This window comes from Burkholderia sp. NLJ2 (genome assembly GCF_049487195.1).
In the GTDB taxonomy this organism is placed as follows: domain Bacteria; phylum Pseudomonadota; class Gammaproteobacteria; order Burkholderiales; family Burkholderiaceae; genus Burkholderia; species Burkholderia pyrrocinia.
In genome coordinates this window covers 2,433,511-2,454,757 of the sequence record NZ_CP137808.1, presented here as the reverse complement: position 1 = coordinate 2,454,757, position 21,247 = coordinate 2,433,511, and the positions used below count along the sequence as shown (strand labels likewise).

Genomic DNA, 21,247 nt, shown 5'->3' with positions numbered 1-21,247 from the left:
GGGCCGGTTGAGCGTTTTACAATGACGGTTGTTCCACGACGTGAGTCTTCATGCGCACTTTCCTTTCCCTCGGCCGCACGCTCGCGCTGGCCGCCGCCGTGCTGGCGCCCGCCGCACACGCGAATAACGTGATCGTCCTCAATTCGGCCGAAGCGACGCTTTCCCTGATCGACCAGCAGACCCGCGAAGTCGTCGGCACGATGCCGACCGGCAAGGAGCCGCACCACCTGATGGCGACGCCCGACAATTCGTCGCTGATCGTCGCGAATTCGGTCTCGAACAGCCTGATGTTCGTCGATCCGAAGACGGGCAAGCTGCAGCGCACGGTCGAAGGCATCGAGGATCCGTACCAGCTCGGCTTCTCGCCCGATCACAAGTGGTTCGTGTCGACCGGGCTGCGCCTCGATCGCCTCGACATCTACAGCTACGACGGCCGTGACGTGAAGATCGCGAAGCGCCTGCCGCTCGCGGTGATGCCGAGCCACCTCGCGTTTACGAAGGACAGCAAGACGGTGCTCGTGTCGCTGCAGGTGTCCGGCGAGATCGCGGCGGTCGATCTCGCTACCCAGACGGTCAAGTGGAAGATGCCGGTCGGCAAGGTGCCGGCGGGCCTGTGGCTCACGCCGGACGACAAGTACCTGCTCGTCGGGATGACCGGCGCGGATTACGTCGCGGTGGTCGACTGGCGCAACCAGAAGGTCGTCAAGCAGATCCACACGGGCAACGGCGCGCACAACTTCCGCTCGCTCGCCGACGGCACGCACGTCGCGATCACGAATCGGGTCGCGAACACGATCAGCATCATCGACGAGAACACGCTCACCAACGTCGGCGACATCACCGGTTTGCTGCCGGGCCCCGACGACATGGAGCTGTCCGCCGACAAGAAGACGTTGTGGGTCACGTTCCGCTTCGCGAAGAAGGTCGGGATCATCGACCTCGCGTCGCGCAAGCTGGTGCAGACGATCGCCGTCGGCCGTTCGCCGCACGGGATCTACTTCTACGACCGCGCGCCGTGGAAGGCGGCGAACGGCGCGTGACGGGCGGAGGCGAACGATGCTGCACCTGATCGATGCGTTCGTGTCGGACATCCAGACCTGGCTGTACGTCGATGTCGTGCAGCCGCTCCTCTTCAAGTTCAACCTGATGGACTATGACGAGGACACCTACGACGCGCTGTACTGGGTGATCATCGGCGCGCTGCAGATGGTGCTGATGTTCGCACTGCTGCGCCCGCTCGAGGCGCTGCTGCCGGTCGAGCGCTGGAAGAACCGCCGCGCGGTGCGGGTCGACGTGATCTACACGGCGATCTCGAAGCTCGGCATCTACACGCTGTTCTTCTTCTTCGCGCTGCAGCCGGTGTTCGACAGTTTCCAGGCATGGCTGCGCCTGCACGGCGTCGCGAACGTCAACCTCGACTATCTGTGGCCGGGCGTGACCTCGCGGCCGATCGTCGCGTTCGCGATCTATCTCGTCGTGCTCGATTTCGCCGGCTACTGGTATCACCGCTGGCAGCACAAGTTCGGCATCTGGTGGGAGCTGCACGCCGTGCATCACAGCCAGCGGCAGATGTCGCTGTGGTGCGACGACCGCAACCACCTGCTCGACGACGTGCTGCAGTCGTGCTTTTTCGCGTCGATCGCGCTTGTGATCGGCGTGACGCCGTCGCAGTTCGTCGTGCTGACCGCGTTCACGAACTTCATGCAGAGCATTCAGCACACGAATGCACGGCTGTCGTTCGGCTGGCTCGGCGAGCGCCTGCTCGTGAGCCCGATCTTCCACCGGCGCCACCATGCGGTCGGCTACGGCCACGAAGGCACCAAGTACGGCTGCAACTTCGGCGTGCTGTTCCCGTGGTGGGACATGATGTTCGGCACCGCGTCGTGGAACCGCACGGTCGAGCCGACCGGCATCCGCGAGCAGGTCGAGGGCGTGTCCTACGGCGAAGGCTTCTGGGCGCAGCACGGCCTCGCGTTCGTGCGGATCTTCCGGCGCCTGTTCCCCGCGAAGCGCGGCGCGGCGTCGGCCTGACCCGGCCACACTCCCGTTGAACGGCTCTCCCACGCGGCCCGCATGCGCTTTGGCACATGCGGGCCGCGTGGTTTATCCTTTCCCCGTTTTTCTCCGTCCATACAGGCTCGCATGAACGACTTGCTGCGCTCCTTCGTCCGGGCATTGGCGAGCGCATTGCATCCGCGCATGCTCTGGCTCACGCTGATGCCGTTCCTCGTCTCGGCCGTCCTGTGGGGCGTCTTGCTGTGGTTCTCGTGGCAGACGCTGATCGACGCCGCGCGCGGCGCGCTCGACGGCTTCGTGCTGACGTCCGCGCTGTATCGCGCGTTCGACGCGATCGGCATGTCGCAGCTGCATGCGGTCGTCGCGCCATTCGTGGTCGTGTCGCTCGCGATCCCGCTGATCGTGCTGACCGTGCTGCTGCTGATCGCGACGATTTCGATGCCGGTCGTGATCAAGCACCTGTCGAACCGGCAGTTCGCGGCGCTCGAGGCGAAGCGGGGCGGCACCTTCTTCGGCAGCGTGTTCAATTCGCTGGGGGCGGCGCTGGCCGGCGTCGTCGTGCTCGTCGTCACGATCCCGCTGTGGCTGATCCCGCCGTTCTTCGCGCTGCTGCCGCCGGTGATCTGGGGCTGGCTCACGTACCGCGTGATGACCTACGACGCGCTCGCGCTGCACGCGAGCCGCGACGAGCGCCGCGCGCTCGTGAAGCAGCACCGCTGGCCGCTGATCGGCATCGGCGTCGCGACCGGGCTGCTCGGCACCGTGCCGACCTTCGTGTGGGTATCGTCGGTCTGGATGATGGTGCTGTTTCCGTTCGTCGCGGCGGCCATGATCTGGGTTTACGCTTTCATCCTCGTCTTCTCGGCGCTGTGGTTCGGGCACTATTGCCTGCGCGCGCTGGAGGACCTGCGCGCGAGCGCGAGCGCGCGCGCCACCGCAATCGACATGGGGCAGGCATGAGCATCGGCATCATCATCATCGGCGACGAAATCCTCTCGGGCCGCCGGCAGGACAAGCATCTGGCGAAGGTCATCGAGCTGCTCGGCGCGCGTGGCCTCGCGCTCGACTGGGCCGAATACGTCGGCGACGATCCGGCGCGCATCACGGCGACGCTCGCACGCGCGATCGCGTCGGGCGACATCGTGTTCTCGACGGGCGGCATCGGCGCGACGCCGGATGACCACACGCGCCAGTGCGCGGCCGCCGCGCTCGGCGTGCCGCTCGAACTGCATCCGGAAGCGAAGGTGCTGATCTCGGAGCGGATCCGCGAAACCCACGGCGATCCGGCCACGCCGGTCGACTTCGATTCGCCGGAGAACCAGCACCGCTTCAACATGGGCGTGTTCCCGGTCGGCGCGACGATCATCCCGAATGGCTACAACCGGATTCCGGGTTTCTCGGTCGGCGATCTGCACTTCGTGCCGGGCTTCCCGGTGATGGCCTGGCCGATGATCGAATGGGTGCTCGATACGAAATACGCGCACCTGCATCACGCGACGCCGCACGCGGAGCGTTCCCTGTACGTGTTTGAACTGCCGGAATCGACGCTCACGCCGCTGATGGAGCGTATCGAGCGCGACTTCCCCGGCGTGCGCGTGTTCAGCCTGCCGAGCGTGGGCGACGCGGAGCGCGGCGGCATCTATGCGCGCCGTCACATCGACCTCGGCGTGAAAGGCGAGCCGGAAGCGGTCGCAGCCGCGTTCGTGAAGCTGCGCGAAGGCGTGCACCTGCTCGGCGGCGACGTCGTCGAGCCGGACACGCCGCGCGCCTGACCCTCCGCACAAAAGCAACGGGCCGCGCAACGCGGCCCGTCATTGGCATGTCATCGCCCGGCTCGACGATGGGGTTGTCGCAACCGGTCGGGAACGCGCGCCGTCAGGCGCCGATCCACGGCAGTTTGCGGAAGCACCAGCCGTCGACCGTCTTGCGGTGGCCTTCGGCGTCCTTTGCCCCCTCGAAGCCTTCGAGCAGATCGAACGCCTTCGTGAAACCGGCCTGCGACGACGCGACCGCGGCGAGCTTCGAGCGCGCGGCGCTGCGGCACAGGAACAGGATGGGTGTATCGGGCGCGATGGCCGCCTTCAGGTCGTCGACGAATTCGGCGTTCGGCACGCCGCCCGGGTAGCGCGTCCATTCGAGGTGCAGGTACTGGCCGTCGCCGACGAGCGGGCGGCCGATCCAGTCGAGCTCGGCGCGGGTGCGCACGTCGATGAGGCGCGCCGACGGGTCGAGCTGCAGCAGTTCGAATGCCTCGACCGGCAGCAGTGCGCCGGCATAGTTGAGCGCGCCTTGTGCGCGGCGTTCGTCGGCCTTCGCGTAAAGCTGGTCGAGCGTACTCATGGCGGGGAGTCTCCGTATCGGTCAAACGAACATTCTAGCGCGGCGTCGCGGCACGGATAGCCGCATGCAGCACGGTGCACGCACCGCACACGCGTTCACCAAAAGAGTGCAGAATGGTGCGAATGCACCAGAATGATTCCGCGGGCGCGGCGCATCGCGACGATTGCACCACGGCGGTGCCATCGGTTGGCGGCCGGTGCGGCGCCGAGCCCCGGAGTTGCGCAGCACAGCCCCGTCGCGGCGAGCGCCGGCGCGATTCGCGCCGGTCTTGCACATAGGTGGCACGGAAGCTGCTTTATAGGTTTCGGTCGAATCGGGGCGCGCTGCGCCAAAGCAAGACCCCGATCAGCTCGATAAACGAGGCGGTTCCCAGTCCGCCGGAATTGTTCAATCAGGAGAAGAGGTTATGAGTAAAACCGTCGCCGACGTCATGCAGCTCGTGAAGGACGAGGACGTCAAGTTTGTCGATTTCCGCTTCACGGATACGCGCGGCAAGGAACAGCACGTGTCGGTGCCGGTTTCGGCGTTTGACGAAGACAAGTTCGAAAGCGGTCATGCATTCGACGGTTCGTCGATCGCGGGCTGGAAGGGCATCGAGGCGTCGGACATGCTGCTCATGCCGGACCCGACCGCCGCATTCGTCGACCCGTTCTATGAAGAGTCGACCCTCGTGCTGACCTGCGACGTGGTCGAGCCGGCCGACGGCAAGGGCTACGAGCGCGATCCGCGTTCGCTCGCGAAGCGCGGCGAAGCGTACCTGAAGAGCACGGGCATTGGCGACACGGCCTACTTCGGTCCGGAACCGGAATTCTTCATTTTCGACTCGGTCCAGTGGAACACGGACATGTCGGGCTGCTTCGTGAAGATCAACTCGGAAGAAGCACCGTGGTCGGCCGGCAAGGAATTCGAAGGCGGCAACACGGGCCACCGTCCGGGCACGAAGGGCGGCTACTTCCCGGTCGCGCCGGTCGACACGTTCCAGGACATCCGTTCGGAAATGTGCCTGCTGCTCGAACAGCTCGGCATCCCGGTCGAAGTGCACCACCACGAAGTGGCAGGCCAGGGCCAGAACGAAATCGGCACGAAGTTCTCGACGCTCGTGCAGCGCGCCGACTGGACGCAATGGTCGAAGTACATCATCCATAACGTCGCGCACTCGTACGGCAAGACGGCGACGTTCATGCCGAAGCCGGTCGTCGGCGACAACGGTTCGGGCATGCACGTTCACCAGTCGATCTGGAAGGACGGCCAGAACCTGTTCGCGGGCAACGGCTACGCCGGCCTGTCGGAACTGGCGCTGTTCTACATCGGCGGCATCATCAAGCACGCCCGTGCACTGAACGCGATCACGAACCCGACGACGAACTCGTACAAGCGTCTGGTCCCGCACTTCGAAGCACCGGTCAAGCTGGCCTACTCGGCACGCAACCGTTCGGCATCGATCCGCATTCCGCACGTGTCGAACCCGAAGGGCCGCCGTATCGAAACGCGCTTCCCGGATCCGATGGCGAACCCGTACCTGTGCTTCACGGCGCTGATGATGGCCGGCCTCGACGGGATCCAGAACAAGATCCATCCGGGCGAAGCAGCCGACAAGAACCTGTACGACCTGCCGCCGGAAGAGGATGCAAAGATCCCGACCGTCTGCGCGGGCCTCGACCAGGCACTCGAAGCGCTCGACAAGGATCGCGAGTTCCTGACGCGCGGCGGCGTGTTCACGGACGGCATGCTCGACGCGTACCTCGCGCTGAAGGAGCAGGAGCTGGCGAAGTTCCGCATGACGACGCACCCGATCGAGTTCGAGATGTACTACTCGCTGTAATCGGCGATGGTGCTTCGATTCAGCGCCGTTTTGCCGGTTCGTTCCCGTCGCGCAGGCTGCGGCGGGAACGGCGGAGTCTGAAAGGGGACGGCGTCCAGCCGTCCCTTTTTTGTTCCGACGATTTTCATTTTCTGGCCCGTTGAGGCGCGACAAGCACGCAGATGGTTCTGAAGAATCTGATCAAGGCGAAAACGGGGCAGCCCGAGCGACTGACGGACGACGAGCGGCTCGCGCGGTCGGGCCTGCTTGCGGGGCTGGAAGCGTTGCCGACGGTCGTGATCGTGCTCGACCGCAAGACGCTGCGGATCGCGTTCGCGAACCCGTCCGCGGAGGCGATGCTCGACATCTCGCGCCGGCAGCTCGCGCAGCGGCCGTGGGGCGAGATTTTTCCGAACGCGAACGAGCTTGCGTCGACGATCACCGCGATCGGCGAGGAGCGCTTTCACGCGACGCATCTCGATACCGTGCTCGACCGGCCCGGCCGCGAACCGCTGCATGTGCACGCGATCGTCGGCTTCCTCGAGACCGCGCCCGATTTCGTGCTCGTCGAGCTGTTCGAGAACGAGCGGCAGTCGCGCACCGATCGCGAGGAGCGCATCCACGACCTGACCGCGGTCAACAAGCAACTGATCCGCAACCTCGCGCACGAGATCAAGAACCCGCTCGGCGGAATTCGCGGCGCAGCCCAGCTGCTCGAATTCGAGCTCGGCGAGCGCGAGCGCGGCGAGTTGCGCGAATACACGCAGGTGATCATCAAGGAATCCGACCGCCTGCAGACGCTCGTCGACCGGTTGCTGGAGCCGCACCGGCATCCGCACATCGTCGGCGACGTGAACATTCATGAAGTGTGCGAACGCGTGCGCGCGGTGATGCTCGCGGAATTCCCGCGGGGGCTCACGATCGAGCGCGACTACGACGTGAGCGTGCCGGACCTGCGCGGCGACAAGGAGCAACTGATCCAGGCGCTGCTCAACATCGTGCGCAATGCCGCGCAGGCGCTGCGCGAACGGATCGCGCAGGGCGACGCGAAGATCGAGTTGCGCACCCGCATCGCGCGCAAGATCACGATCGCGAAGCGCCTGTACAAGCTGGCACTGGACTTGCACGTGATCGACAACGGGCCCGGCATTCCGGAAGAGATCCGCGACCGGATTTTCTACCCGCTCGTGTCCGGGCGCGAAGACGGCAGCGGCCTCGGCCTCACGCTCGCGCAGACGTTCGTGCAGCAGCACGACGGGATGATCGAGGTCGAAAGCCGGCCCGGACGTACCGAATTTCAGATTCTGCTGCCGCTCGACCATTGAGCGGTAACAGCACGATTCACCGGATCCACCCATACCTGACCGACCTATGAAGCCGATCTGGATAGTAGACGACGACCAATCGATCCGCTGGGTGCTTGAAAAGGCACTCGCCCGGGACAGCTTCGCGACGAAGAGCTTCGCGAACGTGCGCGATGCGCTGGCCGCGCTCGACCACGAGACGCCGCAGGTGCTCGTGTCCGACATCCGGATGCCGGGCGGCTCGGGCCTCGAGTTGCTGCAGGCGATGCACGAGCGGCTGCCGGGCCTGCCCGTCATCATCATGACCGCGTTCTCCGATCTCGACAGCGCTGTCGCCGCGTTCCAGGGCGGCGCGTTCGAATATCTCGCGAAGCCGTTCGACGTCGACAAGGCGGTCGAGCTGATCCGTCGCGCGGTCGAGGAAAGCCTGCGCGGCGGCGCGCCGCAGGACGAGCGCGTGGCCGAGGCGCCCGAGATGCTCGGCCAGGCGCCCGCGATGCAGGACATGTTCCGCGCGATCGGCCGCTTGTCGCATTCGGCGGCGACCGTGCTGATCACGGGCGAGTCGGGCACCGGCAAGGAGCTCGTCGCGCGTGCGCTGCACCGTCACAGCCCGCGCGCGAACGGGCCGTTCATCGCGCTGAACACCGCGGCGATTCCGAAGGACCTGCTCGAATCCGAGCTGTTCGGCCATGAGCGCGGCGCGTTCACCGGCGCGCAGACGACACGGCAGGGCCGCTTCGAGCAGGCCGAGAACGGCACGCTGTTCCTCGACGAAATCGGCGACATGCCGTTCGACCTGCAGACACGCCTGCTGCGCGTGCTGTCGGACGGGCAGTTCTATCGGGTCGGCGGGCACAACCCGCTGCGCGCGAACGTGCGCGTGATCGCCGCGACGCACCAGAATCTCGAATCGCGCGTGCGGCAGGGGCTGTTCCGCGAGGATCTTTACCACCGGCTCAACGTGATCCGGCTGCGCCTGCCGCCGCTGCGCGAACGAAGCGAGGACATCGCGCTGCTCACGCGCCACTTCCTGCAGAAGAGCGCGCGCGATCTCGGCGTCGAGCCGAAGCGCGTGTCCGACGATGCGCTGGCGTACCTGACGTCGCTGGCGTTTCCCGGCAACGTGCGGCAGCTCGAGAACCTCGCGAACTGGCTGACCGTGATGGCGCCCGCGCAGACGGTCGAGATCAAGGACCTGCCGCCCGACCTCGTGCCGGCCGGTGCGCCGGTGGTCGCGACGGGCGACGGTGCGGATGCACACGGCAGCGTTGGCGATGCGGCGTTCGCGCAACCGGCGATCGGTGCGGCACCGATGGCGTCCGCGCCTGTCGCGGCCGCGCCGAACGGCGGTGCGCCGGCCGGCTATCCGCTGTGGGAGCACGGGCTGCGCACCGAAGTCGCACGGCTGTTGCGCGAGAACTCGGCCGACGTGATGGACGAGCTTGCACGCCGCTTCGAGGCAGCCGTGATCCGTGAGGCGCTCGACTTCACGCGCGGCCGCAAGGTCGAGGCCGCGGAGCGGCTCGGCATCGGCCGCAACACGATCACGCGCAAGATCCAGGAACTCCATCTGGAGCCCTGAGCACGATTTGCGGCATGCGCGGGCATCGCGCATGCCGCGATCGGACATAATCGCGGTTTGCCCGTCGTTTCCCAATCCGCCGATCCGCAATGTCCGATTCCTTCCGCTGGCCCGCCGGGGCCGACCCGTTCCGTTTCCTCGAAGCGCTCGACAGCAAGCGCGCCCGCACGTGGGTCGACGAGCAGAATGCGCGCACGCGCGCCGCGCTGCGCGACGACGACGCGTATCGCGCGCTCACGGCGCGTCTCGCCAAAGCGTATCTGCCGCGCGAACGCCCGGTGATTCCGACCCGCTGGCGCGACTGGGCCTACGACCTGTGGCAGGACGACCTCCATCCGAAGGGGCTGTGGCGCCGCACGCGCTGGGACGACTGGCGTGCCGGCCAGCCGGCGTGGGAAACGCTGCTCGACGTCGACGCGCTTGGTGTCGAGGAGGGCGAGTCGTGGGTGTTCGAGCAGGACGCGATCCTCTATCCGGACGGCGATCGCGCGCTGCTGTCGCTGTCGCCGGGCGGCGCCGACGCGGTCGTCGTGCGCGAGTTCGATCTCGTCGAACGCCGTTTCGTCGACGGCGGTTTCACGATCGACGAGCCGGGGCATCACACGGTCGGCTGGATCGACCGCGATACCGTCTACGTGAGCTGGGACCGCGGCGAAGCGCATGCGACCGCGGCCGGTTATCCGTATGAAGCGCGGCGCTGGGTGCGCGGCACGCCGCTTGCCGACGCGCCCGTCGTATTTCGCGGCGAACCCGACGACATCAGCGCGGGCGCGGGGTTCGATCCGATCGACAACCGCCACGTCGCGTGGCGCAGCGTCGACTTCTTCGACGCGCATGCGTACCGGCTGACGGACGCGGGCGAGTGGGCGCGCTACGACGTGCCGACGCATGTCGAGGTCGGGTTCTGGGAAGGCTGGCTACTGCTGGAGCCGCGCCTCGACTGGGATTGCGATGGCGTGCGCCATGCGGGCGGCTCGCTGCTCGCGATCCGCGAGCAGGCGTTCCTGGCCGGGGCGCGCGAACTCACGACGCTGTTCGCGCCGCAACCGTCGACGTCCGCCTGCACGTGGACGAACACGCGCACGATGCTGATCGCGAGCTGGCTCGACGACGTGCACAACCGCACGATGCTGTGGCAGCCGCGGCAGGCCGGCGACGGCACGTGGACGTGGGACGCGCGGCCGTTCGACTGGCCGGGTGACGCGCAGATCGATGTCGAGCCCGTCGAGTCGACGCTGAACGACGAAGTCTACGTGGACGTCGACACCTATCTCGATCCGCCCGAATGCTGGCTGGCCGATCTTGCCGATCGCGCGGCCGATGCGCCGTCGCGCCGCGTGCTGCTCGACCGGCCGCCGGTGCAGTTCGATGCGGCCGGGCTCGTCGTGCGTCGTGCAAGCGCGCGCTCGCGCGACGGCACGGTGGTGCCGTACACGCTGATCGGGCCGCGCGATGCGCTTGACGCACTCGATGCGCCCGACGGTGCCGCGCGCGTGGCGCGGCCGTGTCTGCTGTCGGGCTACGGCGGCTTTGCGATACCGAACCTGCCGGGCTACAGCGACGCGTTCGGCATCGGGTGGCTCGAACGCGGCGGCGTCATGGCGTTCGCGCACATCCGCGGCGGCGGCGAGTTCGGGCCGCGCTGGCACGTCGACGCGCAGCGCGAACACCGGCAGCGTTCGTTCGACGACTTCATCGCGGTGGCCGAGGATCTGGTCGCGACCGGCGTGACGACCGCCGCGCAACTCGGGATCGAGGGCGGCAGCAACGGCGGGCTACTGGTTGCCGCATGCATGGCGCAGCGGCCGGAGTTGTTCGGCGCGGTGCTGTGCCGCGTGCCGCTGCTCGATATGCGCCGCTATCCGAAACTGCATGCGGGCGCCGCGTGGCTCGACGAATACGGCGACCCGGACGATCCGCGCGAGGGCGCGGCGCTGGCTACCTATTCGCCATATCACCGCGTGCGCGAAGGCGTCGCGTATCCGCCGTTGCTGTTGACGACCTCGACGCGCGACGATCGCGTGCATCCCGCGCATGCGCGCAAGATGGCCGCGCGCATGCATGCACTCGGTCACGAACGGGTGTGGTACTGGGAGAATACCGACGGCGGCCACGGCAGCGCCGACGATCTGGAACGCGCCGAATCCGACGCGGCCGAATTCGGGTTCCTGTGGACCCATCTCGGGCCGGCGCCCGCGCGGCGCTGAACGCGCGCGGGCGGCGCGATCAGCCGACGACCGCGACGACGGGCGTGTGGTCGGACGGCTGTTCCCACGTGCGGGGCGTGCGATCGACCTCGCACGACGTGCAGGTGGCGGCGAGCGCCGGCGACAGCAGGATGTGGTCGATGCGCAGCCCCGCGTTGCGGCGGAACGCCATCATCCGGTAGTCCCACCACGTGAAGGTCTTCTCGGGCTGTTCGAAGCGGCGGAACGCATCGACGAAGCCGAGCTCGATCAGCTTGGCGAAGTGCGCGCGCTCCTGCGGCGACACGAGGTTCTGGCCTTCCCATTTCGCGGGATCGTGCACGTCGCGGTCTTCCGGCGCGATGTTGTAGTCGCCGAGCAGCGCGAGCTTCGGGTAGCGCTGCAGTTCCGTGCTCAGCCATGCGTGCAGCGCGTCGAGCCACTGCATCTTGTAGACGAACTTGTCGGAGTCGGGCGCCTGGCCGTTCGGAAAATAGGCGGACACGATGCGCACGCCGTCGACCGTCGCGGCGACCACGCGCTGCTGCGGATCGTCGAAGCCGGGGATGTTGCGCACGACGTCCGCTTCGTCGACGGACAGCGTGTCGCGCGCGAGGATCGCGACGCCGTTGTAGGTCTTCTGGCCCGTGAACCAGCTGCGGTAGCCGGCCGCTTCGAGATCGACGCGCGGGAATTTCTCGTCGGGCAGCTTCAGTTCCTGCAGGCACAGCACGTCGGTGCCGCTTTGCGCGAGCCAGTCGAGCACGTGCTGCTTGCGGACGTTGAGCGAGTTGACGTTCCAGGTGGCGATTTTCATGAACGGGAGTGTGCGTACGGCGTGAATGCGAAGGCCGCCATCTTACCGCGAGCACGCGGCGCGAACGCGTGCGATGCGCGAGGCGGCGAGGGTGCCACGCATCGCTGCGTGGGGGGGGAAAGAAATTGCGACAAAAGTGTTGACGTGAGTACTTCCTCACCCTATAATTTATTTCTCTGACGCGGGGTGGAGCAGTCTGGCAGCTCGTCGGGCTCATAACCCGAAGGTCGTAGGTTCAAATCCTACCCCCGCAACCAAGCACACCAGACGATGTGCGGCGCATATGACCGATGCGCGCTTCGTCGACAGGAACCCGGCCTCGTGCCGGGTTTTTTGTTTTCTGCGCGTGTATCGTTATCGCGCAGCCCATTCCACGGCCGCCTTCGCATGCAGCGCGGTCGTGTCGAATACCGGCAGCGGCGAGTCGTCCGCGCCGATCAGCAGCGTGATTTCCGTACAGCCGAGGATCACGGCCTGCGCGCCGCGCTTCGCCAGTCCTTCGATGATCGTCACGTACGTCGCGCGCGATTCGTGCGAGATGACGCCGTGACACAGCTCGTCGTAGATGATCCGGTGCACGTCGTCGCGCCCGCGTTCGTCCGGTACCAGCACCTCCATCCCAAACTTCCCGCGCAGCCGCTCCGCATAGAACGGCAGCTCCATCGTGTAGCGCGTGCCGAGCAGCGCGACGCGCTCGACGCCCGCGTCGCGCAGCGCGGTGCCGGTCGGATCGGCGATGTGCAGGAACGGCAGCGTCACCGCGGCTTCGATCGCGTCATGCACGCGGTGCATCGTATTGGTCGTCAGCACGACGAGATCGGCGCCGGCCGCTTCGAGCTGCCGCGCGGCGCCGGCCATCCGTTCGCCGAGTGCGGCCCAGTCTTGCGTGCGCTGCAGCGCTTCGATCTCCGCGAAATCGACCGTCACCAGCACGCTCTTCGCGTTGTGATGCCCGCCATGCAGCGCCTTCGAGTGCCGGTTGATCATCCGGTAGTACTCGGCCGACGATTCCCAGCTCATTCCGCCGATCAGTCCGATCGTCTTCATTCGTCACCTTTGCGTTTCGTGTGTCGCGGCAGACGAGTATAGGCGCCGCTCTCCGCGCACCGCCAATACGATCCGTGCAAAGCGGGCCGGTACGGCGCAGCCGGGCGTGGCCGCACGCGACAGTTGAAACCGGCACTGTGTTTTTGTACAGTATCGGCACCGTGAACCCGACCACCATTCCGCCTGCCGATCCACACGCACCGCCGCCGGGCGACGTGCTGCCGCGCATGCGCAAGATCATTCATTGCGATTGCGACTGTTTCTACGCGTCGGTCGAGATGCGCGACGACCCGTCGCTGCGCAACCGGCCGATCGCGGTCGGCGGCCGGCCGGACCAGCGCGGCGTGATCGCGACCTGCAACTACGAGGCGCGGCGCTACGGCGTGCATTCGGCGATGTCGTCGGCGCTGGCGATGCGCAAGTGTCCGGACCTGCTGATCCTGCCGTCCGCGATGGACAAGTACCGCGCGGCGTCGCGGCAGATCATGGCGATCTATCGCGACTACACGCCCGACGTCGAGCCGTTGTCGCTCGACGAGGCGTACCTCGACGTCAGCGGGTCCGAGCGGTGCCAGGGCAGCGCGACGCTGATTGCGCGGGAGATCCGCCAGCGCGTGCACGACACGGTCGGCGTGACCGTGTCGGCCGGCGTCGCGCCGAACAAGTTCATCGCGAAGATCGCGTCCGACTGGAACAAGCCCGACGGCCTGTTCGTCGTGCGGCCGCACGAGATCGACGCGTTCGTCGCGGCGCTGCCGGTGCGCAAGCTGCACGGCGTCGGCAAGGTGACGGCTACGCGGCTCGACCGGCTCGGCATCCAGACCTGCGCGCAATTGCGCGACTGGCCGCTGATCGACCTGCACCGCGAATTCGGCGCGTTCGGGCGGCGGCTGTACGAGCTGTCGCGCGGGATCGACGAGCGGCCCGTGCAGGCCGACCAGGAGCGCAAGTCGGTCAGCGTCGAGACGACCTACGTGACCGACCTGACGACGCTCGAGCAATGCGCGGAGGAAATCCGCCGCCTCGTCGTGCAACTCGACGTGCGCGTCGCGCGCGCCGGCGCCGCGCGGTCGATCCGCAAGCTGTACGTGAAGATCCGCTTCGCCGATTTCCAGCGCACGACGGTCGAGTGCGTGGCCGACGCGACGAATGCCGATACGGCCGTCACGCTGCTCGCGAAGGGGCTGCAGCGGCGCGCGCAGGCCGTGCGGCTGCTCGGCGTCGGCGTGCGCATCGATGAGGACACGGCCGAGCGTCACGGGCAGTTCTCGCTGTTCGACGACGAATCGACCGCACCATGAAAAAAGGCACCGCCGAAGCGATGCCTTTCGATGCAGCCCGAAGGGTCGGGCGGGGCGGCGCGCTCAGTGCGCGGGCGCGGCCATCCCGTTGTGGCGCAGCAGCGCATCGATTTCGGGCTCGCGGCCGCGGAACGCCTTGAACGAATCCATCGCCGGCCGGCTGCCGCCGACCTCGAGGATTTCGCGGCGATAGCGCGTGCCGGTCGCCGCGTCGAGCACGCTGCCGCTCGCGGCCGCCGCTTCCTCGAATGCCGCGTACGCGTCGGCCGACAGCACCTCGGCCCATTTGTAGCTGTAGTAGCCGGCCGCATAACCGCCCGCGAAGATATGGCTGAACGTGTTCGGCCAGCGCGAGAACGCCGCTTGCGGGATCACGTGATAGCGCTCGTTGATCTCGCGCGCGAATGCGGTCACGCCGGTTGCACCCGCCGGGTCGAAGTCGACGTGCAGCAGCATGTCGAACATCGAGAACACGATCTGGCGCAGCGTGCCGAGCCCGCTCTGGAAATTCTTCGCGGCGATCATCTTGTCGAACAGGTCGCGCGGCAGCGTGGCGCCCGTGTCGACGTGCGACGACATCGACGACAGCACGTCCCATTCCCAGCAGAAGTTTTCCATGAACTGCGACGGCAGCTCGACCGCATCCCATTCGACGCCGTTGATGCCGGACACGCCGAGTTCGTCGACGCGCGTGAGCATGTGATGCAGCCCGTGGCCGAACTCATGGAACAGCGTGATGACTTCGTCGTGCGTGAAGCACGCGGGCTTGCCGCCGACCGGTGCCGAGAAGTTGCAGGTCAGGTATGCGACCGGCGTCTGCACGGTGCTGCCGCGCTTCGCGCGCGAACGCGCGTCGTCCATCCATGCGCCGCCGCGCTTGCCTTCGCGCGCGTACAGGTCGAGATAGAACTGCGCGACGAGCGAGCCGTCGCGGTTTTCGACGCGGAAGAAGCGCACGTCCTTGTGCCACACCGGCGCGTCGTCCGGCTTGATCCGCACGCCGAACAGCGTCTCGGTGACGGTGAACAGGCCCTTCAGCACGGCCGGCTCCGGGAAGTACTGCTTGACCTCGTTTTCCGAGAACGCGTAGCGCTGCTCGCGCAGCTTTTCGGCTGCGTACGCGACGTCCCACGGCGCGAGTTCGGCGAGGCCGAGTTCCTTCGCCGCGAATGCGCGCAGTTCGTCCCAGTCCTTGTCCGCGTGCGGGCGCGCGCGCGTCGCGAGATCCTCGAGGAACGCGATCACCTGCTGCGGCGATTCGGCCATCTTCGGCGCGAGCGACACTTCGGCGAAGTTGCGGTAGCCGAGCATCTGCGCCTCTTCGCGGCGCAGCTTCAGCTCGTCGGCGACGATCGCCGTGTTGTCCCACTCGGCCTTGCCGTCGCCGTACTGCGGCCCCAGTTCCGACGCGCGCGTCGCATAGGCGCGGTAGAGCGTCTCGCGCAGCGCGCGGGTGTTCGCGTACTGCAGCACCGGGAAGTATGACGGAAAGTGCAGCGTGAATTTCCAGCCGTCCTTGCTGTCCTTCTGCGCGGCTTCGCGGGCGGCCTCGATCGCGTCGCCGGGCAGGCCGGCCAGTTCGGCGTCGTCCTGCACGAAGTACGCGTACGCGTTGGTCGCGTCGAGCACGTGGTCGGAGAACGCCTTCGACAGCGCGGCCTGCTGTTCCTGCAGTTCCGCGAAGCGCGGCTTCTGGTCCTCGGGCAGCTCGGCGCCCGACAGGCGGAAATCGCGCAGCGCGTTGTCGAGGATCTTCTTGCGCTCGGCGGACAGCGTCGCGTATTCGGCGCTCGCGGCGATCGCCTTGTACTTCTCGTACAGCGCGAGATTCTGGCCGACGCTCGACCAGAACTCGGTCACGCGCGGCAGGTTCTCGCCGTATGCGGCCCGCAGCTCGGGCGTATCGGCGACCGCGTTCAGGTGGCCGACGACGCCCCACGCACGGCCGAGCGGCTCCGTCGCCTGCTCGACCGTCTCGACGACGGCGGCCCAGGTCGCCGGCGTCGCGGGCGCGCTCGCGGCGTCGACCGCGCGACCGGCTGCGTCGAGCAGCGTATCGAGCGCGGGCGTCACGTGTTCCGGGCGGATTTCGCCGAAGCGGGGCAGGCCGGTGAAGTCGAGGAGCGGATTGGTGTTGGCGCTGGCGGACATAAGACTCCCTGTCTGTTGCCGGATGAACCGGGATGAAAAGGGTAACGGCGGCTGGGCGCGATGGCGCCCGATACCGACATTATTGGGGCGCATCGTGCGCTTTCCAATCGTTAGTTTCTAACGGCGCGATTGACGCAGGGTCGGATGCGGGACGGCAAGCCGTCGGGCGACGCGCGGCCGGCGTGGTGCAGCCGGTGTGGTGCGGCTGGCGAGACGCCGGCGCACGGGACCGCGCGCCGGCTGTACGGGCAGAGGGGGTCAGGCGGCCGCGGCGGCAGCGCGCTCGGCGGCTTCGATCGTGTTGATCAGCAGCATCGTGATGGTCATCGGGCCGACACCGCCCGGCACCGGCGTGATGTGGCCGGCGACTTCCTTCACGCCCGCGAAATCGACGTCGCCGCACAGCTTGCCTGCGTCGTCGCGGTTCATGCCGACGTCGATCACCGTCGCGCCGGGCTTCACCATGTCGGCCGTCAGGATGTTGCGCTTGCCGACCGCGGCGACCACGATGTCGGCCTGCCGCGTGTGCGCGGCGAGGTCGCGCGTCTTGCTGTGGCAGATCGTCACGGTCGCGCCGGCTTCGAGCAGCAGCATCGCCATCGGCTTGCCGACGATGTTCGAGCGGCCGATCACGACTGCGTTCGCGCCCTGCAGCGCGATGTCATGCGCGGCGAACATCTTCATCACGCCATACGGCGTGCACGGGCGGAACAGCGGCTTGCCGGTCATCAGCGCGCCGGCGTTCGCAACGTGAAAGCCGTCGACGTCCTTCTCCGGTGCGATCGCCTCGATCACCTTGTGGCTGTCGATGTGCGCGGGCAGCGGCAACTGGACGAGGATGCCGTGGATCTTCGGGTCGCGGTTCAGTTCGTCGATGCGCGCGAGCAGGTCGGCTTCCGACAGCGTTGCCGGGTACGTGTCCTTCAGCGAGAAGAAACCGTTGTCCTCGCACGCCTTGATCTTGTTGCGCACGTAGACTTCGCTCGCCGGGTTTTCGCCGACGAGGATTACCGCGAGGCCGGGCTGGTGGCCGCGTGCGGTCAGGGCGGCGGCGCGTTCGGCGGCCTGCGCGCGCAAGGTCTTCGAAAGGGCGTTGCCGTCGATGAGGAGGGCTGTCATGGTGGTGGGTCCTGCCGGGAAGTTGGAATGCGTGCGTACGGCACGAAGCGCCGCAGCAAAACACGCAATTATACCGTTCGCCTGCTGCCGTCCGACAGCGAATCAGCAGGAAGCGTCATGACCGCGGCGCTCGCGCGCCGGGAGGAAAGGCCGCCGCCGCGCGAGTGGGCCGCATCGCGCGGGGCGGCCGGGCCGGGCGGGCAGGGCCGCCGCGGCCGGCGTACGCTCAGGCCTGTTTCTTCGACAGCGCGAGGCGCAGCAGGTCGGCCACCGTGTTGACGTTGAGCTTTTCCATGATGTTCGCGCGGTGCGCTTCGACCGTCTTGATGCTGATGCCGAGGTCGTCGGCGATCTGCTTGTTCAGGCGGCCCGCGATGATCCGTTCGAGCACCTGCTGTTCGCGCGCGGTCAGCTTCGACAGGCGTTCGCTCGCGGCACGCTGTTCCTGGACGCTCTTGCTCTCGCTTCGGGCCTTGTCGAGCATCCGCTCGACGAGCTTGCGCAGCTCGGCTTCGTCGAACGGTTTCTCGATAAAGTCCATCGCACCCTTTTTCATCGTCGACACGGCCATCGGCACGTCGCCGTGACCCGTGACGAAGATGATCGGCAGCGCGGCGTTGTCGGCGATCAGGCGTTCCTGCAGTTCGAGACCGCTCATGCCCGACATCCGCACGTCGAGGATCAGGCACGCGATCTGTCCGGCCTGTTGCGCAGGCTGGTACGCATCGAGGAATTGCTCGGCGCTCGAGAAGCATTGCACGCGATAGCCGTTCGCCTCCAGCAGCCAGCGCAGCGAGTCCCGTACGGCCTCGTCGTCGTCAACGACAAAGACGGTTTCCTGAGTGGTGGTGACAGGGCTATTCATAGTTCTCCCGTTACGGTATGTGATGCCGATGCCTCGCGCCCCCCTTGGCCGAGATCAGCGGGTTCCCCAATGGGCAGGCTGCAGTGGAACGTCGCGCCGGAAATGCGGCCATCCGGCTCGACGTTGTTGACCACCCACAGACGCCCCCGATGCGATTCGATGATCGAACGGCAGATGTTCAGCCCCATGCCCATGCCATCGGACTTGGTGCTGTAAAACGGTTCGAACAGGCGTTCGGCGGTCGCTTCGTCGACGCCCGGACCCTGGTCGATCACGCGGATGTCGACGAATCCCGCATCGATGTCGGCGACGACGCGGATCACGCCGTCCGCCGACGCCGGCTTCACGTCGGCCATCGCCTCGGCCGCGTTCTTCATCAGGTTCATCAGCACCTGCTCGATCAGCACGGGGTCGACATAAATAATAGGCATTCTTGCGAGGATTTCCGTGACGATCCGGATCCTGCGCTTCCTGGCCTCGATTTCGGCGAGCCCGACCGCGTCGGCGACGATGTCCGCGACGCGCGCCGGCTGGCGCTTCGGCTCGCTGCGCTTCACGAATTCGCGGATCCGCTTGACGATCATCCCCGCGCGCAGCGCCTGCTGCGCGGTCTTTTCCAGCGCGGGCTGTAGCGTCTCGGGCGTGCCGCGGCCGCTCTTGACGAGCGCGAGCGTGCCCGAGCAGTAGTTGTTGATCGCGGCGAGCGGCTGATTCAATTCGTGAGCAATCGACGACGCCATTTCACCCATCGTCATCAATCGGCTCGTGAACTGCAGCTTCTCTTCCTGCTGGTGCGCGAGTTCCTGCGCCTTCTTGCGGGTCGTGATGTCGGTCGCGATCTGCATCTGCGCGAGGTGGCCGTCCACCCACTGGATGTACTGGCGGCGCACCTCGAACCACTTCTGGATGCTCTCGACGTACACCTCCTGCGCATCGGCGGTGCTGCTCGTCAGCGCTGCGGCCGGCAGGCCCGCGAACGCGTCGACCATGTCGATCGAGTCGGACGATGCCTGTGCGCGATCGAAGCCGCCGCCCGACAGCTCGAGATGGCCGTCGGGGCGGATGCCGAACAGGTGGCGGTAGTAGCGGTTCGCGAACAGCAGCTCGGCCTCGTCGGCGGCCAGCACCGACACCGCGGCGTCGAGGCTTTCGAGCACCGTCGTGAAGCGCTCGTGCGCGGCCGCGAGTTCCTCGCGCGCGCGCTTCGGCTCGGTGATGTCGGTCATCGACGACATCCAGCCGGTCTGGCGGCCGGAACTGTCGATCAGCGGCGACACGTACAGGCGCGCATGGAACAGCGTGCCGTTCTTGCGCCGCACGCGCAGCTCGAAGCCCGAGCTCGGCGCCTTGCCGCGCAGCGTCATGTCGAGCTGGCGCTGCATTTCCGGATAGGCGTCGCGCGGCCAGTACGGGAACGGCGCGACCTTGCCGACGAGGTCGCTCTCGTCCCAGCCGGTCATCCGGCAGAACGCCGGGTTCACGTGCGTGATGCGGCCGTGCATGTCGAGCACGCGCATGCCGATCAGCACCGAGTTCTCCATCGCGCGGCGGAAGAACGCTTCCGCGTACAGCGCCTGCTGCGCCTCGAAGCGCTGGCGCGTGTGCTTCCACAGGCTCCAGAGGCTCCACAGCACGAAGCACGACAGCCCCGCGACGAGCCACACGAGCGTGTTGTTGGTCAGGTTCGTGAGCTGCGGGAACGCGTACACGCGCACGGTCAGCCCCTGGCCGGGCGGGTCGAGCGGCAGGTCGTAGTGCGAGTCGCGCGGCAGGCGCGGGCGCGTCGACGTGGACGACAGCTCGCGGTTGTTCGCGTCGGTGATCGAGATCTTGTACTTCGACGACAGCTCCTGCGGGATGTCGTGCTTCAGGATGCCTTCGACCGAGAACACCGCGGCGATCGAGCCGAGATACTCGCGGTCGCCGCGCATCACCGGCGTCTGCAGCGTGATGAAGCCGTTGCCGAAGTCGTCGTACATCAGCGGCGAATAGGCCTGGCGGCGCGTGCTGCGCGCTTCGTCGTAGGCGCCGCGCACGGCGTCCTGCATCTGTGCGTCGCCGGGCTTCGCGAGCCGCTGGCCGAGCAGCGGCGGATGCACGGTCGGCCAGCGCTGCACGCCGGGCGCGGTGTACCAGTTCAGGTAGAGGATTTCCGGATGCGTCTGCATCACGTCCGCGACGGCCATCTGGAACGCGTTCTGGTCGAGGCGGCCCGACGCGAGATCGCGCGACAGCGCCTGGAGCTGTTCCTGCGCGCCCGTCATCGACAGGCGGATCTGCTGCTGCGCCCACGCGACGTTACGGAAGAGGGTGTCTTCCTGCTGCTGCTGTTCGCGGCGATTGAGGCTCCACAGGATGAGGCTCATCACCACCAGGAACACCAGGATCGACAGCAGCGGCGTCAGCAAATAGGAATTGGACCACCACGGTCCGTGGTGCCAACGGGACGGCTGCGACTCCGCCGGCGGGCCCGACGGTCGCGCCGAGCGTGCGAAAAGCCGATCGGTCAACATGGCAGGATTGTAGCGCAGCGCAATACATGGAAAACCTGTACCGCATATGTTGAACGGAAACGGATTTATGCTGCGGGGACGTGCCGCGGAGCCCCGAAACAAGGGTGCAGCGCAGCAATATTCCGCATTACGAGAAAAGATCTCACAATTCGAAAATCTTGTTGCGCGGGCCCGCGCACGCTCATTACAATCCGCTGGAGCT

At 66.9% G+C, this 21,247-nt stretch carries 16 protein-coding genes and 1 tRNA gene; 10 read left to right on the top strand and 7 right to left on the bottom strand.

Translation table 11 applies throughout. From position 1 onward, the window contains the following. Window positions 1–50: 50 nt before the first annotated feature. From R9B84_RS11280 to R9B84_RS11265, 4 genes are all read left to right on the top strand, one after another. Window positions 51–1,040: a beta-propeller fold lactonase family protein gene (locus R9B84_RS11280; RefSeq protein ID WP_423758016.1), complete on the top strand. Its 990-nt coding sequence runs from the start codon at window positions 51–53 to the stop codon at window positions 1,038–1,040. Window positions 1,041–1,056: 16 nt separating this feature from the next. Then, window positions 1,057–2,031, top strand: a complete 975-nt coding sequence (locus tag R9B84_RS11275; protein WP_423758015.1) for a sterol desaturase family protein — start codon at window positions 1,057–1,059, stop codon at window positions 2,029–2,031. 111 nt (window positions 2,032–2,142) lie between these two features. Next, window positions 2,143–2,976 (top strand): EI24 domain-containing protein, encoded by an 834-nt coding sequence (locus R9B84_RS11270; protein ID WP_423758014.1) that lies wholly within the window; start codon window positions 2,143–2,145, stop codon window positions 2,974–2,976. Next, on the top strand, window positions 2,973–3,788 hold the full coding sequence (locus R9B84_RS11265; protein WP_047898512.1) for a competence/damage-inducible protein A: 816 nt from the start codon (window positions 2,973–2,975) through the stop codon (window positions 3,786–3,788). Before R9B84_RS11270 ends, R9B84_RS11265 begins: the two co-directional genes overlap by 4 nt. A 103-nt stretch (window positions 3,789–3,891) precedes the next feature. Here the strand turns inward: R9B84_RS11265 and R9B84_RS11260 are convergent, their stop codons facing one another. After that, a complete protein-coding gene (locus tag R9B84_RS11260; RefSeq protein ID WP_423758013.1) occupies window positions 3,892–4,356 on the bottom strand; it encodes a rhodanese-like domain-containing protein in 465 nt (154 codons plus the stop codon). 406 nt (window positions 4,357–4,762) lie between these two features. Here R9B84_RS11260 and glnA point away from each other — a divergent pair, with 406 nt between their 5' ends. The 4 genes from glnA (at window position 4,763) to R9B84_RS11240 (ending at window position 11,253) form a co-directional block, all read left to right on the top strand. Beyond that, complete coding sequence (gene glnA, locus R9B84_RS11255) at window positions 4,763–6,178, top strand: type I glutamate--ammonia ligase (RefSeq protein WP_262534294.1); 1,416 nt, start codon at window positions 4,763–4,765, stop codon at window positions 6,176–6,178. A gap of 161 nt (window positions 6,179–6,339) precedes the next feature. Continuing rightward, the gene (glnL, locus tag R9B84_RS11250; protein WP_047898510.1) at window positions 6,340–7,482 is read left to right on the top strand and encodes a nitrogen regulation protein NR(II); all 1,143 of its coding nucleotides are present in this window, start codon (window positions 6,340–6,342) and stop codon (window positions 7,480–7,482) included. 46 nt (window positions 7,483–7,528) lie between these two features. Further along, entirely contained in the window at window positions 7,529–9,046 is a 1,518-nt protein-coding gene (gene ntrC / locus R9B84_RS11245; protein WP_423758012.1) for a nitrogen regulation protein NR(I), read from the top strand. Between the two features lie 89 nt (window positions 9,047–9,135). Beyond that, window positions 9,136–11,253, top strand: coding sequence for a prolyl oligopeptidase family serine peptidase (locus R9B84_RS11240; RefSeq protein ID WP_423758011.1), 2,118 nt, complete (start codon window positions 9,136–9,138; stop codon window positions 11,251–11,253). A gap of 19 nt (window positions 11,254–11,272) precedes the next feature. Here the strand turns inward: R9B84_RS11240 and xth are convergent, their stop codons facing one another. Continuing rightward, window positions 11,273–12,049 carry an exodeoxyribonuclease III gene (xth, locus tag R9B84_RS11235; RefSeq protein ID WP_423758010.1) on the bottom strand — a complete coding sequence of 259 codons (777 nt, stop codon included), beginning with the start codon at window positions 12,047–12,049 and terminating at the stop codon, window positions 11,273–11,275. A gap of 180 nt (window positions 12,050–12,229) precedes the next feature. Between xth and R9B84_RS11230 the strand changes: the two genes are divergently transcribed. Beyond that, window positions 12,230–12,306 (top strand) — tRNA-Met (locus R9B84_RS11230). Window positions 12,307–12,403: 97 nt separating this feature from the next. Here R9B84_RS11230 and R9B84_RS11225 read toward each other — a convergent pair. Then, window positions 12,404–13,096 carry an aspartate/glutamate racemase family protein gene (locus R9B84_RS11225; protein WP_423758009.1) on the bottom strand — a complete coding sequence of 231 codons (693 nt, stop codon included), beginning with the start codon at window positions 13,094–13,096 and terminating at the stop codon, window positions 12,404–12,406. A gap of 137 nt (window positions 13,097–13,233) precedes the next feature. Here R9B84_RS11225 and dinB point away from each other — a divergent pair, with 137 nt between their 5' ends. Then, on the top strand, window positions 13,234–14,397 hold the full coding sequence (gene dinB / locus R9B84_RS11220) for a DNA polymerase IV (protein ID WP_423758008.1): 1,164 nt from the start codon (window positions 13,234–13,236) through the stop codon (window positions 14,395–14,397). A gap of 63 nt (window positions 14,398–14,460) precedes the next feature. Here the strand turns inward: dinB and R9B84_RS11215 are convergent, their stop codons facing one another. The 4 genes from R9B84_RS11215 to fixL form a co-directional block, all read right to left on the bottom strand. After that, window positions 14,461–16,548: a M3 family metallopeptidase gene (locus tag R9B84_RS11215; RefSeq protein WP_423758007.1), complete on the bottom strand. Its 2,088-nt coding sequence runs from the start codon at window positions 16,546–16,548 to the stop codon at window positions 14,461–14,463. A 258-nt stretch (window positions 16,549–16,806) separates the two neighbouring features. Next, window positions 16,807–17,667 carry a bifunctional methylenetetrahydrofolate dehydrogenase/methenyltetrahydrofolate cyclohydrolase FolD gene (folD, locus tag R9B84_RS11210; RefSeq protein WP_175961259.1) on the bottom strand — a complete coding sequence of 287 codons (861 nt, stop codon included), beginning with the start codon at window positions 17,665–17,667 and terminating at the stop codon, window positions 16,807–16,809. 226 nt (window positions 17,668–17,893) lie between these two features. After that, window positions 17,894–18,532: an oxygen response regulator transcription factor FixJ gene (gene fixJ, locus R9B84_RS11205; protein ID WP_006493245.1), complete on the bottom strand. Its 639-nt coding sequence runs from the start codon at window positions 18,530–18,532 to the stop codon at window positions 17,894–17,896. Beyond that, window positions 18,529–21,045: an oxygen sensor histidine kinase FixL gene (gene fixL, locus R9B84_RS11200; RefSeq protein WP_423758006.1), complete on the bottom strand. Its 2,517-nt coding sequence runs from the start codon at window positions 21,043–21,045 to the stop codon at window positions 18,529–18,531. The genes fixJ and fixL overlap by 4 nt, the downstream gene beginning before the upstream one ends. Window positions 21,046–21,247 lie beyond the last annotated feature (202 nt).

Excerpts from the sequence above, each read along its gene's own strand:
- R9B84_RS11215 (WP_423758007.1), bottom strand. The coding sequence starts at position 16,548 with ATGTCCGCCAGCGCCAACACCAATCCGCTCCTCGACTTCACCGGCCTG.
- R9B84_RS11225 (WP_423758009.1), bottom strand. The coding sequence starts at position 13,096 with ATGAAGACGATCGGACTGATCGGCGGAATGAGCTGGGAATCGTCGGCC.
- R9B84_RS11260 (WP_423758013.1), bottom strand. The coding sequence starts at position 4,356 with ATGAGTACGCTCGACCAGCTTTACGCGAAGGCCGACGAACGCCGCGCA.
- xth (WP_423758010.1), bottom strand. The coding sequence starts at position 12,049 with ATGAAAATCGCCACCTGGAACGTCAACTCGCTCAACGTCCGCAAGCAG.
- R9B84_RS11280 (WP_423758016.1), top strand. The coding sequence starts at position 51 with ATGCGCACTTTCCTTTCCCTCGGCCGCACGCTCGCGCTGGCCGCCGCC.
- folD (WP_175961259.1), bottom strand. The coding sequence starts at position 17,667 with ATGACAGCCCTCCTCATCGACGGCAACGCCCTTTCGAAGACCTTGCGC.
- glnA (WP_262534294.1), top strand. The coding sequence starts at position 4,763 with ATGAGTAAAACCGTCGCCGACGTCATGCAGCTCGTGAAGGACGAGGAC.
- R9B84_RS11265 (WP_047898512.1), top strand. The coding sequence starts at position 2,973 with ATGAGCATCGGCATCATCATCATCGGCGACGAAATCCTCTCGGGCCGC.
- ntrC (WP_423758012.1), top strand. The coding sequence starts at position 7,529 with ATGAAGCCGATCTGGATAGTAGACGACGACCAATCGATCCGCTGGGTG.
- R9B84_RS11270 (WP_423758014.1), top strand. The coding sequence starts at position 2,143 with ATGAACGACTTGCTGCGCTCCTTCGTCCGGGCATTGGCGAGCGCATTG.
- fixL (WP_423758006.1), bottom strand. The coding sequence starts at position 21,045 with ATGTTGACCGATCGGCTTTTCGCACGCTCGGCGCGACCGTCGGGCCCG.
- R9B84_RS11240 (WP_423758011.1), top strand. The coding sequence starts at position 9,136 with ATGTCCGATTCCTTCCGCTGGCCCGCCGGGGCCGACCCGTTCCGTTTC.
- glnL (WP_047898510.1), top strand. The coding sequence starts at position 6,340 with ATGGTTCTGAAGAATCTGATCAAGGCGAAAACGGGGCAGCCCGAGCGA.
- fixJ (WP_006493245.1), bottom strand. The coding sequence starts at position 18,532 with ATGAATAGCCCTGTCACCACCACTCAGGAAACCGTCTTTGTCGTTGAC.
- R9B84_RS11275 (WP_423758015.1), top strand. The coding sequence starts at position 1,057 with ATGCTGCACCTGATCGATGCGTTCGTGTCGGACATCCAGACCTGGCTG.